Raw genomic sequence first — 16740 nt, 5'->3', positions numbered from 1 at the left:
TGCGTCTTTCAAATCATCAAAATTAAAAGTGCTACGACTAAGCCAAGGGCTGCCGTTGTAAGTCCTGTAGAAATTTTCTTAGTCATTTTAGGGAGACTGTTTTCTTTGGTGATACTTTCACCAACGATAATAACACCCACTTTTTTGCCATCCACATTAAGGAGTGGCTTGGCTAATATAAAATAATCGTCACTCAATAAATATTTATCCGCAATAATCTTCTCAAAATCCAATTCTGCGATTTTACTCAGAAATGCGCTGTCTGCTTTAGCTTGTACACTGATTTCATTTTTTCCAATTTTTTGATGTTTAAACGTTTGCAACTTCTTCATTTCTAAAAGATCTCTATCGAGTAAAATTTGAAAAATTTTTCCGTTGGCTTGATAGACGTCATATAAAAAATCCGCCGAGCGCTTAATCTCTAAAATACCGTTTGTTGTTGGATAGAGCGCTTTTAAAAAAACTTGACCGTCTTGGTATTCAATGCCACTGAGTGGTTGATTCGTCGCGACGACTTTTCGCAAACTATCCAAATCATAAGCTTCTGTCGTTAATACAGGCGTTGCTGAAGAAGAGGCAATTTTGACAAAGTTTTTCGTGTAAAGCTCTATAACAATACTGTTTTTAGCAATAATCTGTAAATTTGCATCAAGCGTGTTGAGTTTTTCCATCATCGCAGAGGTATTATTTTGCAAATTAATAGCAGCAATAAACTCTGGGTTGGACAATAACATGCTACCGATAATTTCAAGATTATAAATCGAATCACCAATTTTTGTATCCAAATCATTAAAATAACTTGTATTGGTCGCTTCATAAAGATTTTTAGTCGCACGGTGCGTCATTGAGTTAAGATAATAAAGCGTCCCTACAATACCGAAAAAAGCTATTGCTGTAATTGTTGTAAACCAAAGTGCTTTGTGTTTTTTAAGTCTTTCAAATAGCGCTTGAAGTTTAAGTATCATACTAAACATTACATCTCTCCATTTTGTATTCAGTTATTAAAATGCATGATTAACATATTGTTATATATCATAGCATTCTCTTGCTAAAATCTCTCTTCATGCGCCTATTATGCCTATTTTATCATTGCGAGAAAAAGATTTCAATCTTGTTTTAACCGCTTCAATCGGCACACTCCAATCACCTTTATTCACTTGTCTAAATAGAATTAAACTTTCATACCATGGGGTTCTATCTCCCTCTTGCATCCAACGCCAATCGGCAGGTTTTGGAACCAAAACCCACGCCTCTTTATGCAATGCTCCACACAAATGGGCTACGGCCGTGTCCATTGTAATGACAAGATCTAATTTTTGAATCATTTGTGCCGTCGCTGCAAAATCAATCAAATGAGGTGATAAATCAACTATTTTATCTTCCAGCCCTTCTTTTTCTATCTCTAGCGCATCCTCGCCTACTTGCAATGAATACCAAGCAGTATTGGGAATCTCAAAAAGGGATTTGTACTGAAAAAGTCCAATATATTTATTGTTAAAATCTTTATTGGTGCGGCTTGAACTCCACACAAGACCAATGTTCAAACGTTGTTTATCAAGGCTTAACGTGACGGTTTGATGCTTTACATGTAAGTACGGAAATGCCTTTGGAATCGTCTCAAGTGTTGTTTTAAAATAAAAGGGTGCGGAAAGCAGCGGTAGATAATAATCATGTAAAGGGATAGCCTCTTCTTCACTGTAAACAGCGTCAATACCTTCAACAAAAGCAAAAAGACTGACAAGTTCAGGTCTTGTTCTAACAATGACTTTTGCGCCCATTGCAACAAAAAAAGATACATAACGAATAAACATAATGTTATCCCCATACCCTTGTTCATTTTGCAAAAGCAACGTTTTCCCTAAAAGCGATTCACCTCGCCACATAGGTGTTTTATAAGGGTGAATTTTAGCGATAAGTTCGCTCATTTTGAGTCTATGCTCATAACGTTTCCATCCACTTTCATAGTTTCCAAACGTAAGTTCTATAAGTGCCATATCAAAATTAGCATTGGTATGTTCAGGCTTTAGAGCCAATGCTTTTTGATAATACGGAATAGCGGCTTGATACTCTTTTGCCTCTTTATACACAGCGCCCACATTGCTATAAGCGTCTGCATAATCAGGGTTGAGTGCAATGGAGTATTTCAAGTGCTCAAGAGCGCCCTTTAAATCGCCCATATTACGCAACAAATTACCTAAATTATTGTAAACAGCGGAATCTTTTGGATTGAGTGCCAACACTTTTTGATACGCTTCCAAAGACTCTTTATTCTGCCCAAGTTCCTTATAGGCAACGCCTAGATTATTATACGCTTGTGTCTTTTCTGGAGCAAGTGAAATAGCATTAAGATAGGGTTCTATAGCTTGATGGTATGCTTTAAATGAGGCAAAAAGATTACCCAGTACCAAGTGTGCTTCGTACTCTTTAGGAAACCGTTTTTGTGCTTCATAAGCCATACTCAGTGCTTCTTGGGGCTTTTTAAGAAATCCCAAAAATTCAACAAGTGTCCTATAGTCATGAAACTGTTGATGAAGGCTTACTGTTTTAATTAAAATGTCTAATGCTTCCTGATACCGTTTTTGTAATCGATACACCACCGATAAATTGGAATAAAATGCTGGATAAGAAGCATCTGTCTCTATTCCTTTTTGAAAAATGGCAATAGCATTTTCAAAAGAGCCTTGACGCTTATAAGCAACACCTAGGTTATTGAGAACTTTTACGGCTATTTGCTTTTCGAGTGGATACGTCAATGCTTTGTGATAACATGTAATCGCGGAGGAGAGTTCACGATCTTTTAAAAAAGTATCGCCGGCCATAACGAAGGCTTGTGTATGAGGTTCCATCATTCTTTAATAGTACGCATTTTAAAAACATCACTGATGTTGTTTTCATTGGAGGGCGTTATCTCTTTTTTTTTCACGTCAACAGAAGAAGATTTCTCATCTATTTTTTGCTTTAAGTGTTTATCATACGCCTCTTTGCCTTGAAATAAAACAGTGGCTTTTATATCTTCTTTTTTTTGCGTCGTATTGCCTTCGTTGGCATATCCTTGAGTTATGCCAAAGCACGCTAATAAATAGACTATAAACCTATGATACATCCTCAATGACCTTATTTCAAAATTAGACCTAAAAACCAAAGAATTCCACGAGTTTTCCTTGTTTTGTAAGCAAGGAAAAATAATCCACTATACGAGCTTTTTCACTGCGTAACTTTTCTAATTCAGCGCTATTGACTTGTCTTTGTGCTTGTAAAAGTGTCACCAAATCTTGGCTAGAGAGCCTAAATTTTTCCCAATACGCTTCAGCCATTTTTTTACTTGCATCAATTTCGGTACTAAGGGTATCAATCGTTTTAGCATTCGTTTGAACAGAGTTAAAAAGTTTTTGCGAATTCCACTTCGTGTCTTGTTTGGTGTATTCGAGATCATAAATCAAAGCAGAAGCTTCACTCATAAGTCTTGCCGCTTTTGCCTCTGTTCGCCCACCATCATAAAGGTTATAGCTAAAGGTCAATTCAGCAATAAAATCACGGTTTTTACCTTCTGAAGGGCTCGATGTTTGAAGGTTGTCATCTTTATAACGTTTCGAGTTTGTCATCGAGAAATCTATTTTGAGACCATCGGTTGCATTATTGATAACCACATCTTTTTGCTTACCCTTAATTTGTGTCTCTAAGATATTAAGATCGGTATTGCGTTTTTTAATATCCTCAAATAGTTCATCAAACGTTGAAAGTTTCGTTTCAAAGCTCATCTCAAAGGGATTAAGATCTTCCACTTTGGAGCCTGTTAAAAATTCATAATAATCCTTGGCATTATTGAAAGAAGATTCAGTGTTAATCAGTGCTGTTTTAGCATTGGAAACACTCGCTAAAATAGAATTTTCATCTCCTGCTGTTGCCGCACCCAATTCTCTTTTTGTTTTAACGATATCAAGAATTTTTAACAATTTATCATAGTTACTTTTATTGACTTCAACCGCCAGTCGTCCATAAGCGACACTAAAATACGCATCGATGACTTTGTTGATCTCTTCTTCCAGCGTACCTCGTAAACGTTCTTCTTGTTCTTTTTTTGTAATGTACGTTCTCTCCACCGTCTCACTGTGCATTCCGGAAGAGTAGACATTGTAAGAAGCCACAAGATCGCCTCTGGCTTGTCCATATTTTTGGGTATCAAAGCCACTGCTATCTTTAGAAGTTCCGGTCGTAGAGACATCTAGCTTAGGCAAGAAGTCTGCATAAGCTTCTTTGGTTGAATGTTCTGCTTGATAAATTCGCTCTTGCGCTTGTTTAATGCGATAATTCGATTTTATAGCTACCTCAACAGCTTTCTTCAAGGTTGCATTATTGGTGTTTAAGGTATCAACATCTTTTTGAGCCAAAAACGCATTGAGTTTAGAGACACTATCTTCTTCACTATCAACCGCGAAAAGAGAAGGTAAAAAAACACCACACCCTAAGATTACGGTCAAAAAAGCATTAAAAAACTTAAAACGCACTCGCATTCCTTACTTTACATCTACTTTAAGATAGCCAAATTCATGATGAATTTGTTCTTGCTGTTTGTAGTTAATTTGAATTTTATTTTTCAATTCGGGTACTGCTTCAAGACTGTTTTTAAAACTTAAAACACGCCCCAAAGAGACCTGTTTTGTTTGCGTTGAGCTGATCAATTTTTTAGAATCCCCCACGCTAATCACAAAGGTAGCCGTAGGCTTAACTTTAAGTATTTTTTCCATTGTTTTAATCAGTTGAGACACCACGCTTTTATTGACAAAATAGTCATTATCTTTAAAAATAATAATGAGGTCAGACTCTTTATAGTCAGCGAGTGTTGATTTGTCAGCCTGTTTCGTCAGTGTGTTCTCACCAACGTCACTACTGCTTTGAGTCGTTGTCACTTTACTCGGATCTTTGGCGGTTACAAAGACCACTTTAGATGATTCTTTACTCTGCGTTTGAGGGCTCACAACTTCTTGTGCCGCAGTGGATGAGACATTTTTTGAGTTAAACTGCATATAGTAGCCCACATTAACAAACATAATCAGTACAAAAAGAAGTAATACAAGAATAACAGATGAAAAAAGATCTACGTACGAGATAAAAGGATTCATCTCTCCTTGATCAGTACCCGCTGCCATACGTTAATTCCTCAATTTTATGAATTTTTATGAAAGAGCGAACTAAAGAAGCCCTTGATTTCATCGGCAACACCCGTACCATGAAGTGCATTATGTTTATCAAGTCGAGCAATAACTTCCTCAATATTTTTAAGTGATTGTGCCATTGTCTCAAGTTGTTCTTGTGTCTGCTCAATCTTTTGACCAAGTTCTGCGACCACATAGGTTTGTTTTTCATCGCTGTGTTTAAAATACGCCTCTTCAAACTCTTTTTTATGTTCCATCGCTGATTGATTAAACGCTTCTATGCGTGCCAACTCATCGCCTAACGCACCCAAAAGTTCCCTCTCTTGTTCAGCATTCATTTTTTGTGTTTGATTGATAAGCGTTGATGCTTGTAAAAGCTCCGTGCTAATGTGATTTTCAGCCGTCACACCTTGGCTGATCTGTTGCAATGTATTTTTGGTTTCATACTGTGCATTGAAATAGCGTGTATGGAAATTCTCATGCGCAACTAAAAGTGATTCGAGTGATGCTTTATTAAGAGCTAAAGCTCTTTGGACTTCCACGACGGCTTGAAGCGATTCTTGGGAGGCTTCTTTGGCTTCAGCTTTAAAGATTTCTTGCACGTCTAAAACCGTTAATAGTGTCTGTTTTGTCGTTTCTATCGTCACGGCTATCGTCTCAAAAACACCTTGCGCTTTTTGCTGATTCTCAACTACCACAGCATGTTCCTGCGCTCTTTGCGTGCCTAAAGATTCGAGTGTTGTGATTTCGAGATTAAGTGCCCTATCTAACATCTTCATTTGCTCTTGCATCGTACTATACGCTTTGAGTGTTTCATCAAAATGATGTGTTTGGGCTGAGGCAATGTTCAGTAAAACGTGACCGCTCGCTTCCAGTTGAGTGTAAATTTCAGAAAGAACACGCGATGTTGTGCCTAAGTCTTGGATCATCACATCCAGTTTATTTTCATGCTGATTTAACACAGTGACAACGCGTTCAGTGCCACGCTCAACACCCACTAAGAGCTGATCGACTGCTTGAAGCGTCTCTTTGTGTAGCGTTGCATCTTGAATGAGCTGTTGCTCGCTCAGTGCTACGACTTTCTCAGATATTTGATGTTGAAGCTCCATTTTGTTATTCACATTGACAATGCCATTATTCAGAGCTAAAAGGGTATTGGCACTTTGCGTAAGCAGCTGACCATGCTCTTCCAATACAGCTTGCATGGCTGCTTTATCGTGATGCTGCTGTTGTGCTTTTATTTCATCTGCTTTTTTAGCATATTCAGAAAAAGCATCAAATTTTTGCACATAATTTTCTTGAGAACCTGCTATTTTTTGAAATGTTGCCTGTTGTTCATCCATAACTGCTTTCATTGACGTTAGTGTCTGCGCCATAGCATGAAAATTTTCATTGGATTTGGTCAGTTTAGAAATTTCACCCGTAAAGTTATTCATCTGTTCAAGAAAAATATCCATAAAGCTTTTGCGTTGCTCAGGAAGATCGGTTGCCATAGAAGCCGTGCTTCGACCAAGCATCTCAGGTGCAATATCAATAATCCTGTCTTTGAGCCAATTTTCAACACCACTAATCAATGTATCTTGCGAACGGAATAAAATATAACCATTGATACCCAAAATAACCGCACAAACAACACCAAAAAGCGACGCGCCAAAACCAATAGCCATACCTGAAAGAGGACCAGAGAAATCTTGCATAATTTGTTTAATGTCAATATCGCCATTGAGCCCTAAAATAATCTGGCCCATATTGTCGATTGCTTCAACCAAGCCTACGAACGTTCCAAGTAAGCCTATAAGCATCGCCGTGTTAATAAAGAAGTTTATGTAGGCTTTTTGTTTACGGAATTTACTATCAAGCCATTCGATAATATTGCGTGACTCTTCTTGCGTGAAAAGCATTTTTTGTTGACTTTTACGCATCTTAAGCATGTGCGCAATATTCGCAGGTAGAAGAGAATCGATACTTTTTATGTAAAATTCATACCCTGTTTTTTTATAGGCAAGTGCCCCAAAGGTACCGCCTAACATCATAATATCGTAGCCACTGACAATTTGATAGAGTGATCCAACAGCGAGCAAGCCAACAATAGCTGTACTAAAAATCACCGTTGCCATAAAAAAGACACCCAGTAGTTCTGCGTTGGTGTACACAACATAAAGAATGAAGAGCCAGATAATCAGATATGCTTTAAGGACCTTAATACGTTTCATGGGCGTGAATCACTTCTTCCTTGTTTTACAATATGTGTTAGATTTTAAGTGTTTTTTTTAATGAGATTCGACTAAAAGCTAATGATTCTATCAATATTTGCGTACAAAAACCCTTAAAGTGCAAGATTTGAAGACTTTTTAACATTTTAAATGGTTTAAAATGTAATTTTTACATGTAAAGATTTTGCAGTCACTGAGTGCTATAATGTGTCACAAAATGAGACTTAAATTCAAGGAGTAAAGGCGTGTTAACCAGAATCGAACATGATCTTATCGGCGATAAAGAGATTTCTAATGAGTGTTATTATGGTGTTCAAACAGCGCGTGCAGTCGAGAACTTTCACATTACAGGTGTGACGCTTGGCAGCTTTCCAACATTCATCGAGTCCATAGCTAAAGTTAAAAAAGCGGCTGCTTTAGCCAACTATGAACTCAATCTCCTTGCTGAAACTAAAAAAAATGCTATTGTTGAAGCCTGCGATGCCATCATTGCAGGCAAATTTCACGATCAATTTGTGGTTGACATGATCCAAGGAGGGGCTGGGACTTCCACGAATATGAATGCTAATGAAGTAATTGCCAACATTGGTTTGGAAATTTTAGGGCACAAAAAAGGCGAATACACATACCTTCATCCTAATAATGACGTTAACCTCTCCCAGTCTACCAATGACGCTTATCCCACAGCCCTTCGCGTGGCACTCTATGAAAAACTGGGCGAGCTTGGGGAGTCTATGAGCATCATCAAAAATTCGTTTGCAAAAAAGTCTAGTGAATTTAAAGATGTCATCAAGATGGGAAGAACCCAACTTCAAGATGCAGTTCCGATGACCTTAGAGCAAGAGTTTCGCACTTACGCCGTGATGATCGGTGAAGACATACAAAGAGTACACGAAGCAAGACAGTTGGTGCGCGAGATCAATATGGGAGCAACGGCGATTGGAACAGGCATTAACGCGCATCCTGATTATGCCAAGACCGTAGAAGCGAAACTGCAAGAGGTGACGGGTCGTCCTTTCATTACTGCGGGCGATCTTATCGAAGCAACGCAAGACACGGGCGCTTATGTGCAAATCTCAGGCGTTCTCAAACGTGTTGCGACCAAAATGTCCAAAATCTGCAATGACCTCCGCCTTTTAAGTTCAGGTCCACGTACAGGCTTTGGTGAGATTAACCTTCCTGCGATGCAACCGGGAAGTTCCATCATGCCAGGCAAAGTCAATCCTGTCATCCCCGAAGTGGTCAATCAAGTCTGTTTTCAAGTCATAGGTACGGACATTGCCGTCACGATGGCATGCGAAGCGGGACAACTCCAACTCAATGTTTTTGAACCCCTCATCGCTTATAACCTTTTTAATTCCATTAATATGATGAAAAATGCCTTTGAAACATTGGCATATACGTGTGTTGATGGTATTACTGCCAATGCCGAGAGATGTAAAGCACTCGTGCTTAATAGCATTGGTCTCGTTACGGCTCTTAATCCTTACCTCGGTTATGAAAACTCAACCATCGTCGCCAAAGAGGCATTAGAGAGCGGTGGTTCTGTCTATGAAATCGTTTTAGCTAAAGGATTATTGGATAAAGAGCAACTTGATGAGATCATTAAGCCAGAAAACATGATACAACCCCACAATTTCGGGCTTTCTGAAAAAAGCAAGTTTAATAAAATTTAAGTTTGAGGGCAATTTGCCCTCTTTACATGTAACGCTTTGTATCACTTAAAAGTTATATCTTCAAATTAATTCTATTCTTTCAATCTTTTTTCAAAAATCTTTTTAAAAAAGTCATTTTCAAGTCTCTTTAGAGGTTTAAACTTCCATCACCTTTAAATCTTAAGGAGACAAAATGTCAACTAGAATGGAACACGATCTAATCGGTGATAAAGAAATATCTAACGAATGTTATTATGGCGTTCAAACAGCACGTGCGGCTGAAAACTTCCACATTACTGGAATTACACTTGCAAAATTCCCAACGTTTATTACTTCCCTAGCAAAAGTTAAAAAAGCGGCTGCTTTAGCAAACTATGAACTTGGCCTTTTAGCTGAAAACAAAAAAAATGTTATCTGTGAAGCATGCGATGAGATCATCGGTGGTCAATACCATGATCAATTTGTTGTTGATATGCTTCAAGGTGGAGCTGGTACATCAACTAATATGAATGCAAACGAAGTTATTGCAAACATCGGACTTGAAAAAATGGGTCACAAAAAAGGTGAATACAAATTCCTTCACCCAAATAATGACGTTAACCTTTCTCAATCAACCAATGATGCTTACCCAACAGCACTTCGTGTCGCTCTTTTTGAAAAACTAGGCGAGCTTACGGTTTCTATGAGTATTATCAAAAATTCATTTGCTAAAAAAGCGCTTGAGTTCAAAGATATTATCAAAATGGGTAGAACTCAACTTCAAGATGCTGTTCCTATGACTTTAGAGCAAGAGTTTAGAACCTATGCTGTTATGATCGGTGAAGACATTCAACGTGTTATCGAAGCACAACAATTGATGCGTGAGATGAACCTTGGTGCTACAGCAATTGGTACAGGTATCAACGCACATCCTAACTACTCAAAAACAGTCGAAGCTAAACTTCAAGAAGTAACAGGTCGCCCTTTTGTAACAGCAGGTGATCTTGTTGAAGCGACCCAAGATACAGGTGCTTATGTACAAATTTCGGGTGTTCTTAAACGTGTTGCGACCAAAATGTCAAAAATTTGTAACGATCTCCGCCTTCTAAGCTCAGGTCCAAGAACAGGTTTTGGCGAAATCAATCTTCCAGCGATGCAACCAGGTAGTTCTATCATGCCAGGTAAAGTTAACCCTGTTATCCCAGAAGTGGTCAACCAAGTTTGTTTCCAAGTTATTGGTACCGATGTTGCCGTTACGATGGCATGTGAAGGCGGACAACTTCAACTTAACGTTTTTGAGCCAGTGATTGCTTACAACCTATTCAACTCTGTAAACATGATGAGAAACGCATTTGAGACATTGGCATATACTTGTGTTGATGGCATTACTGCAAATCCTGAGAGATGTAAAGCACTCGTACTTAACAGTATTGGTCTAGTCACCGCGCTTAATCCATTTATCGGTTATGAAAACTCAACTTCAGTTGCTAAAGAAGCCCTAGAGACAGGTGGTTCAGTTTATGACATCGTTCTAGCTCGTGGTCTTTTAGCTAAAGCTGAGCTTGATGACATCATCAAACCAGAAAACATGATTAAACCTCGTACTTACGATAAAAAATAGTTTCTTTGTCATTGGGGCTTTGCTGAAAAGCCCCAGTGTTACCGTAGGTTTTAAAGCTTTGAAACCTACGGTAAGAGTTCTTTAGCGAACTCTGATAAATAGTTTGACTGTGCCACAAGGAAGACTCAATAACTTCCTTTCCCACTTCCTCCCTTGTGGCACCTGATTTCTTTGATGGTTTCGTGCAAATTATGAAAGAAGTTTATTAAAAGGAGTTTCCATGTTATGGTTAGAAGTTATTGTCGTTCTTGCTGCCATCTTTTTTGGTGCAAGACTGGGTAGTATTGGTATTGGATATGCGGGAGGCTTGGGTGTTTTAGTTTTAACACTTGGTCTTGGGCTAAAATTAGGATCGATTCCTATCGATGTTATTTTGATCATTATGTCTGTTATTGCAGCCATTGGTGCAATGCAAGTGGCAGGCGGACTTGACTACATGGTCAGTATCGCTGAGAAAATCTTGCGTAAAAACCCTAAGCAAATCACTATTCTTGCACCCATTGTAACGTATGTTATGACGTTTTTTGCAGGTACAGGTCATACGGCGTTTTCAACACTTCCTGTTATTGCAGAAGTAGCAAAAGAGCAAGGTATTCGCCCATCTCGTCCTCTAAGTATCGCCGTTGTTGCTTCACAAATTGCCATTACAGCTTCTCCTATTTCTGCTGCTGTTGTCTTTTTAAGTGGTGTTATGGAGAAACAAGGTATTGGTTATTTAGAGCTATTGGCTGTTTTAATTCCTTCTTCTTTCTTTGCATGTATGATCGCTGCAGTTGTGGCTAACTTTTTAGGAAAAGATCTTAAAGATGATGAAGTGTATCAAGACAGATTGGCTAAAGGACTTATTAAAACAAGAGGCAACGCTCAATTGGAAATCAAACCAGGTGCAAAACTTTCCGTCGCTATCTTCCTTCTCTCTATTCTTGCGGTTGTAACATACGCAACACTGATTAGCGATAAAGTAGGTGTGATTAAAAACCCTGTTCTTCCAAGAAATGAAGCCATTATGCTTTTCATGTTTGCAGCAGCAACGTTTATCTCTTTCTTTACCAAAATTGAGACAGCACAAGTTCTTAACTCTGCAACCTTTAAATCAGGTATGAGCGCATGTATTTGTGTCCTTGGTGTTGCATGGCTTGGTGATACATTTGTTGCCAACCACATCAAAGAGATCAAAGCATTTGCAGGCGACTTACTTAATGTTTATCCATGGTTACTTGCTGTTGTTCTTTTCTTTGCAAGCACACTTCTTTACTCACAAGCAGCAACGGCTAAAGCGCTTATTCCAAGTGCCTTGCTTCTAGGTGTTTCACCTTTGACCGTTGTCGCTTCTTTTGCAGCCGTTAGCGCGCTTTTCGTACTTCCAACGTATCCAACACTCATTGCAGCCGTTGAAATGGATGATACAGGCTCAACACGTATTGGTAAATATGTCTTTAACCACCCATTCGTTATTCCTGGTGTTATTGCGATTGCACTTTCTGTTATTTTTGCCTTCGCTCTTGGTGGCATGATTTTATAATCTTTCTCTTCTTTATCGGGTCTATTTTTAGACCCGAATTGTTTACATGTAAAACAACTTTATAAGGAGTATTGTATGAATTTTTTTAACAAATCTATCGTGGCATTAGCACTGATTGGTGCCTCTTCTTGTTTGATGGCAAAACCTACCATTGCCATTTTAGCAACAGGCGGAACCATTGCGGGCGCAGGTACATCTGAGATCAAAAGTAGTTATTCAGCAGGTGCCGTTACTGTTGATAAACTTCTTGCAGCAGTTCCTGCAATCAACGATATCGCAACCATTAAAGGTGAGCAAATCTCTAGCATTGGTTCTCAAGAGATGAACAACAAAGTCTGGTTAAAACTCTCTAAAAGAGTCAATGAGCTTCTTGCGCAATCTGACATTGATGGTGTTGTCATTACTCACGGAACAGATACCATGGAAGAGACAGCCTACTTCCTAGACCTTACTGTTAAAAGCAAAAAACCAGTTGTTCTAGTCGGTGCTATGCGTTCAGGTACGTCTATGAGTGCCGATGGACCTATGAACCTTTTAAACGCTGTTAATGTTGTGACCAACAAAGATACTGCAGGAAAAGGTGTTGTCGTTGTTATGAATGATGAAATTCATAGTGCTAGAGAAGTTACTAAAGTAAATACAAGCTCTGTTAATGCATTTGCTTCTCCAAATGCGGGTAAAATCGGTACTGTTTACTATGGTGATGTGAAGTACTTAATGCAACCAACACGTAAACACACGGTAAACTCTGAATTTGACATTAGTAAACTCGAAGACCTTCCACGTGTTGACATTCTTTTTGCGCACCCAGAAGATACTGATAGTTTAGTCAAAGCTGCAGTTGCTGGCGGTGCTAAAGGTATTATCCATGCAGGTATGGGTAATGGAAATCCATTCCCTACAACCGAAGCAGCTCTTGGTGAAGCGGTTAAAAAAGGTGTTGTTGTAGCAAGAAGTTCACGTGTTCCAACAGGAAGCACAACACTTGAAGGTGAAGTCGATGATAAAAAATTCGGTTTTATCGCTGTTGACAGCCTCAATGCACAAAAAGCAAGAGTACTTTTGATGTTAGGTTTAACTAAAACCAACGATAAAGCAGCTCTTCAAAAGATGTTCTTAGAGTACTAAGAAGTTTCTCCATCTCTCTTGGCGGGGAGATGGAGAACTTTACATGTATGCTATAATATCTATTAAAAAGAGAACACATACCGATGAAAAAATTCATACTATTTTTTTCTGTTCTTCTTTTCCTTAGCCAATCCTCGCTCTATGCTCACGATAAAAAAATTCTTATTATCAACTCTTACCATAAAGGCTTTCAATGGAGCGATGACGTTCTTTCAGGTATGGAAGAGGTCTTTTACAACCACCCTGAAATTACCATCAACATTTTATACATGGACTCTAAACGCGTAAGCTCAGAAGAGTACTACGCCAAACTAAGAGAACTTTATAAACTCCAACTCAAAAATCAAAAGTACGACGTTATCGTAGCCGTCGATAAATTTGCTTATGATTTTTTGATTAAGTACTACCATGAACTTTTTACGACAGAACAAATTATTTTTACAGGGCTAGAGCAATTTTTTGTTGAAGATGTTCAAAAAGAAGGTTTAGAAGATCGGATCTATGGTATTTTGGAAAAACGTGCTATTCCTGAAACTATTCCTATCATCTCACACATGATGCCTGGTCTTAAAAAACTCTATATTATCAACGATGCTAGTGCTAATGGCGATGACAGTGAGCCTTTTATTCAACAGGCTATGAGTGAGCACAATGATCAATTTGAGATCGAATACATTCGCTCCTCCACACTTGAAGAACTTGAAGAGCGCTTCTCTAAACCCAACAAAGAAGAAGCTGTCTTTTTTATTCGCTTTTACAATGACAAATACGGCAATCTTTATAAAAACAGCCAAATCGCTTCCATGATCCATAAGAGCGCTTTACCTGTTTTTATCACCGACACACTTTTTATTGGGAAAGGCGCCCTTGGTGGGAAACTGGTTCCCATTAAAAAATTGGGTGTTGCCACGGGAGAGATGGCGATTGATGTTTTAGATCAAAAAATTCCACCTTTACATGTAATGACAATGGTGGATTACATTTACCAATTTGATGTCCAAAAAATTAAACAATTTGAGGTCTATCCAAACGCGAGTGTTAAAGATTTTGAACTGGTCAATGCCCCTCTAACCTTTTTTGATAAACACCGAAAATTTATCGATGCCGTTTTTTTGATCTCTCCATTTTTGCTCTTTCTCATCCTAGGACTTATTCACAACATCTATATGCGTATACGCAGTGAAAAAGAGCTCAAAGCGATTGAACTCCAAAAAAACAAACATCAACAGTTCATCATTCAGCAGTCAAAACTCGCTGAAATCGGCGAAATTTTCTCTTCCATTGCGCACCAATGGAAAAACCCACTGGTCGAGATTGCAACAATTGCGCAAGAACACGTTTACAGTTGCGAAGAAGAGGGAGATGAGCAAAGCAATCAGTATGTGCATGACATTATGGTGCAAGTACAGTACATGACCGACACCATTAATGACTTTCAAAAATTCATCATGCCTTCGACCACTAAAACGGTCTTTGACGTCAGTGAGGCGATTGAGACGATGATGAAAATCATCAGCCATAACATTAAATACAACTATATTGATGTTACGATTGAAAAACAAGGTGCGACCAATCTTATGGTCAGTGGCTATAAAAATGAGTTTATGCAAACCCTGCTCAACATCGTGAACAACGCCAAAGAGCAGATCAAAGAGGCGAGAGAAAAAAAGCAGATAAAACGTGGGCACATCACCATCAAAATCTACAATCACTCTAAAAAAATCATTATCGAAATTAGCGATAATGCGGGCGGTATCCCCATTGAAGAGATGCCTAACATCTTTGATGCCTACTTTACAACCAAAGAGCAAGGTCATGGCATCGGGCTTTATATGTCAAAACTCATTATTGAAGATAAAATGGGTGGAAAAATCAGAGCATATAATACCGATGAGGGAGCTTGCTTTACAATTACCTTAGGAAATGCAACATGAAAATACTCGTTCTTGAAGATAACGAACGCCTTGCCAATGTCATCAAAAGTGTCCTTATCAAAGAGGGCTATCAAGTTGATCTGTTTATGGACGGTGAAAAAGCACTTGATGCACTCAACCATGGTTATCACTGTTTTATCTTAGATATTAACGTCCCTTCCATCGATGGGCTTTCCATTTTGGAAACCATTCGCATCTACCATAAAGAGATTCCTGCCATCATCATCAGTTCCAACCATGATCTGGAAAAAATCCAAGCTTCGTATGAAATTGGCTGTGATGATTACCTCAAAAAACCTTTCTTCATCTATGAGTTGGTGCAAAAAGTGAAAAAACTCTGTCATAAGCCCTCTTCCACCATTGCTCTTTGGATCGGCTACAGTTATGACTATGTCAACCACCGCTTGTTCGACCCTAATAACGAAGAGATTAAACTGGCTAAAAAAGAGGGAATGTTTTTAGACCTTTTTATTAAAGATCGCCATCGTGTCATTACCTTTAGCGAGCTAGAAGAGTATGTCTGGGAAGGTGAAGAGACGAGCGTTCTTAACATGCGAGCTCTCATCAAACGCCTGCGCAGAAAACTGCCAGAGGGTGCGATTGAGATGATCAAAGAGGTTGGGTATCGCTTGGGCGAGTTATGATGGATCGCGGTAGTAAAGCTTCGTTTTGTCTTTTTGGTAAGAGCTGTAAAGTTTTTTGAACTCGGCAAACACTTTGGCGGAGTAAGGATTGTCATTGATCTTGCCGTTGTAGGCGTTGATGGCGTCTTTGTTGTTCTTATGCTTCGCAAAACAGGTCGCTAGAATGTACGCCCCTACTTGAATGTTGATCTTTGGCTCAAAAAGGTCGTAAAACGAGATGTTCGCCTTGTCTAAAAGAGGCTTGTGAATGGAGTTGATCTGCATGATGCCCATGTCAAAACGTGGGTAGTTGTGCGTGTAGAGAAAATGCACCACATGGCTTGCTTCGTATTTGTTTTTGCTTTTAATCGCAATCACCTGAGAGTACTGCTTGCTTTCAATCCCTTTTTGCCTTAAAAACGTACTCAGCTCTTGTGCTTGCTGGGGCGTCATTTTACTCGCAGTAAAGGCTACAATATAACGGTCAAGGTCGCTTTCCACTTTAGCGATAGAGTACAAAAGACGTGGCTCAATGCCGTAAATCTGCCCCACTTTCACCCAAATATTTTCACCTTGATTTACCTGTGCTGTTGCCTGAGCTGCCCACATCAAAAAAGGAAAAAATAACATAATAGCAAAACGAAATACCATGTAAATCCTCCTTTAATGAACTTGTTCTCATTATAAAGGAAGCTAACTTTATTCTCTATAAAGTATATCTTAGTTAAAATATTTTTCCTTTTGCGGGGGGTATGTGACTCTGGTGTGCGCCACGGGCTTCAAACCCGATTGGGTGGGCGGTTGACCGTCTGCTGGTAGGTTCGATTCCTACACCCTCTCGCCGTACTTCAATTCCAAGCAATCTTAAATACATCAAAAAATGCCTAAAAATAGATATTTAAAGCTAATTCT

General features: G+C 38.8%; 13 protein-coding genes. 6 read left to right on the top strand and 7 right to left on the bottom strand.

Going from position 1 to position 16740, the window contains the following annotated elements; genetic code table 11:
• Window positions 1-8 precede the first annotated feature (8 nt).
• The 6 genes from N0B29_RS11480 to N0B29_RS11455 all read right to left on the bottom strand — a co-directional run bounded on the left by N0B29_RS11480 (window position 9) and on the right by N0B29_RS11455 (window position 7366).
• Entirely contained in the window at window positions 9-974 is a 966-nt protein-coding gene (locus N0B29_RS11480; RefSeq protein WP_263833873.1) for a hypothetical protein, read from the bottom strand.
• Window positions 975-1061: 87 nt separating this feature from the next.
• A complete protein-coding gene (locus N0B29_RS11475; RefSeq protein ID WP_263833872.1) occupies window positions 1062-2849 on the bottom strand; it encodes a tetratricopeptide repeat protein in 1788 nt (595 codons plus the stop codon).
• Complete coding sequence (locus tag N0B29_RS11470) at window positions 2846-3103, bottom strand: hypothetical protein (protein ID WP_263833871.1); 258 nt, start codon at window positions 3101-3103, stop codon at window positions 2846-2848. Before N0B29_RS11470 ends, N0B29_RS11475 begins: the two co-directional genes overlap by 4 nt.
• 28 nt (window positions 3104-3131) lie before the next feature.
• Window positions 3132-4505, bottom strand: a complete 1374-nt coding sequence (locus N0B29_RS11465) for a TolC family protein (protein WP_263833870.1) — start codon at window positions 4503-4505, stop codon at window positions 3132-3134.
• A 9-nt stretch (window positions 4506-4514) separates the two neighbouring features.
• A complete protein-coding gene (locus tag N0B29_RS11460; protein ID WP_263833869.1) occupies window positions 4515-5147 on the bottom strand; it encodes a hypothetical protein in 633 nt (210 codons plus the stop codon).
• 17 nt (window positions 5148-5164) lie between these two features.
• Entirely contained in the window at window positions 5165-7366 is a 2202-nt protein-coding gene (locus tag N0B29_RS11455; protein WP_263833868.1) for a MotA/TolQ/ExbB proton channel family protein, read from the bottom strand.
• Window positions 7367-7611: 245 nt separating this feature from the next.
• Here N0B29_RS11455 and aspA (N0B29_RS11450) point away from each other — a divergent pair, with 245 nt between their 5' ends.
• The 6 genes from aspA (N0B29_RS11450) to N0B29_RS11425 all read left to right on the top strand — a co-directional run bounded on the left by aspA (N0B29_RS11450) (window position 7612) and on the right by N0B29_RS11425 (window position 15849).
• Window positions 7612-9042, top strand: a complete 1431-nt coding sequence (aspA, locus tag N0B29_RS11450; protein WP_263833867.1) for an aspartate ammonia-lyase — start codon at window positions 7612-7614, stop codon at window positions 9040-9042.
• A 172-nt stretch (window positions 9043-9214) separates the two neighbouring features.
• Complete coding sequence (gene aspA / locus N0B29_RS11445; RefSeq protein ID WP_263833866.1) at window positions 9215-10621, top strand: aspartate ammonia-lyase; 1407 nt, start codon at window positions 9215-9217, stop codon at window positions 10619-10621.
• 220 nt (window positions 10622-10841) lie between these two features.
• The gene (locus N0B29_RS11440) at window positions 10842-12143 is read left to right on the top strand and encodes an anaerobic C4-dicarboxylate transporter (protein ID WP_263833865.1); all 1302 of its coding nucleotides are present in this window, start codon (window positions 10842-10844) and stop codon (window positions 12141-12143) included.
• 75 nt (window positions 12144-12218) lie between these two features.
• Window positions 12219-13271 (top strand): type II asparaginase, encoded by a 1053-nt coding sequence (locus tag N0B29_RS11435; protein WP_263833864.1) that lies wholly within the window; start codon window positions 12219-12221, stop codon window positions 13269-13271.
• Between the two features lie 83 nt (window positions 13272-13354).
• A complete protein-coding gene (locus tag N0B29_RS11430) occupies window positions 13355-15205 on the top strand; it encodes a sensor histidine kinase (RefSeq protein ID WP_263833863.1) in 1851 nt (616 codons plus the stop codon).
• On the top strand, window positions 15202-15849 hold the full coding sequence (locus N0B29_RS11425) for a response regulator transcription factor (protein ID WP_263833862.1): 648 nt from the start codon (window positions 15202-15204) through the stop codon (window positions 15847-15849). The genes N0B29_RS11430 and N0B29_RS11425 overlap by 4 nt, the downstream gene beginning before the upstream one ends.
• On the opposite strand, the gene N0B29_RS11420 is transcribed toward N0B29_RS11425, so the two are convergent.
• Window positions 15844-16479 carry a lytic transglycosylase domain-containing protein gene (locus tag N0B29_RS11420; protein WP_263833861.1) on the bottom strand — a complete coding sequence of 212 codons (636 nt, stop codon included), beginning with the start codon at window positions 16477-16479 and terminating at the stop codon, window positions 15844-15846. The two genes, N0B29_RS11425 and N0B29_RS11420, sit on opposite strands and share 6 nt — an antisense overlap.
• Window positions 16480-16740 lie beyond the last annotated feature (261 nt).

Source organism: Sulfurospirillum oryzae (assembly GCF_025770725.1).
Taxonomy (GTDB): domain Bacteria; phylum Campylobacterota; class Campylobacteria; order Campylobacterales; family Sulfurospirillaceae; genus Sulfurospirillum; species Sulfurospirillum oryzae.
This window is presented reverse-complemented; position numbering and strand designations above follow the sequence as displayed.

Bases quoted from the DNA above. Each gene is read 5' to 3' on its own strand.
- N0B29_RS11480 (WP_263833873.1), bottom strand. From the start codon at position 974: ATGTTTAGTATGATACTTAAACTTCAAGCGCTATTTGAAAGACTTAAA.
- N0B29_RS11475 (WP_263833872.1), bottom strand. From the start codon at position 2,849: ATGATGGAACCTCATACACAAGCCTTCGTTATGGCCGGCGATACTTTT.
- N0B29_RS11470 (WP_263833871.1), bottom strand. From the start codon at position 3,103: ATGTATCATAGGTTTATAGTCTATTTATTAGCGTGCTTTGGCATAACT.
- N0B29_RS11460 (WP_263833869.1), bottom strand. From the start codon at position 5,147: ATGGCAGCGGGTACTGATCAAGGAGAGATGAATCCTTTTATCTCGTAC.
- N0B29_RS11455 (WP_263833868.1), bottom strand. From the start codon at position 7,366: ATGAAACGTATTAAGGTCCTTAAAGCATATCTGATTATCTGGCTCTTC.
- aspA (WP_263833866.1), top strand. From the start codon at position 9,215: ATGTCAACTAGAATGGAACACGATCTAATCGGTGATAAAGAAATATCT.
- N0B29_RS11440 (WP_263833865.1), top strand. From the start codon at position 10,842: ATGTTATGGTTAGAAGTTATTGTCGTTCTTGCTGCCATCTTTTTTGGT.
- N0B29_RS11435 (WP_263833864.1), top strand. From the start codon at position 12,219: ATGAATTTTTTTAACAAATCTATCGTGGCATTAGCACTGATTGGTGCC.
- N0B29_RS11430 (WP_263833863.1), top strand. From the start codon at position 13,355: ATGAAAAAATTCATACTATTTTTTTCTGTTCTTCTTTTCCTTAGCCAA.
- N0B29_RS11425 (WP_263833862.1), top strand. From the start codon at position 15,202: ATGAAAATACTCGTTCTTGAAGATAACGAACGCCTTGCCAATGTCATC.
- N0B29_RS11420 (WP_263833861.1), bottom strand. From the start codon at position 16,479: ATGGTATTTCGTTTTGCTATTATGTTATTTTTTCCTTTTTTGATGTGG.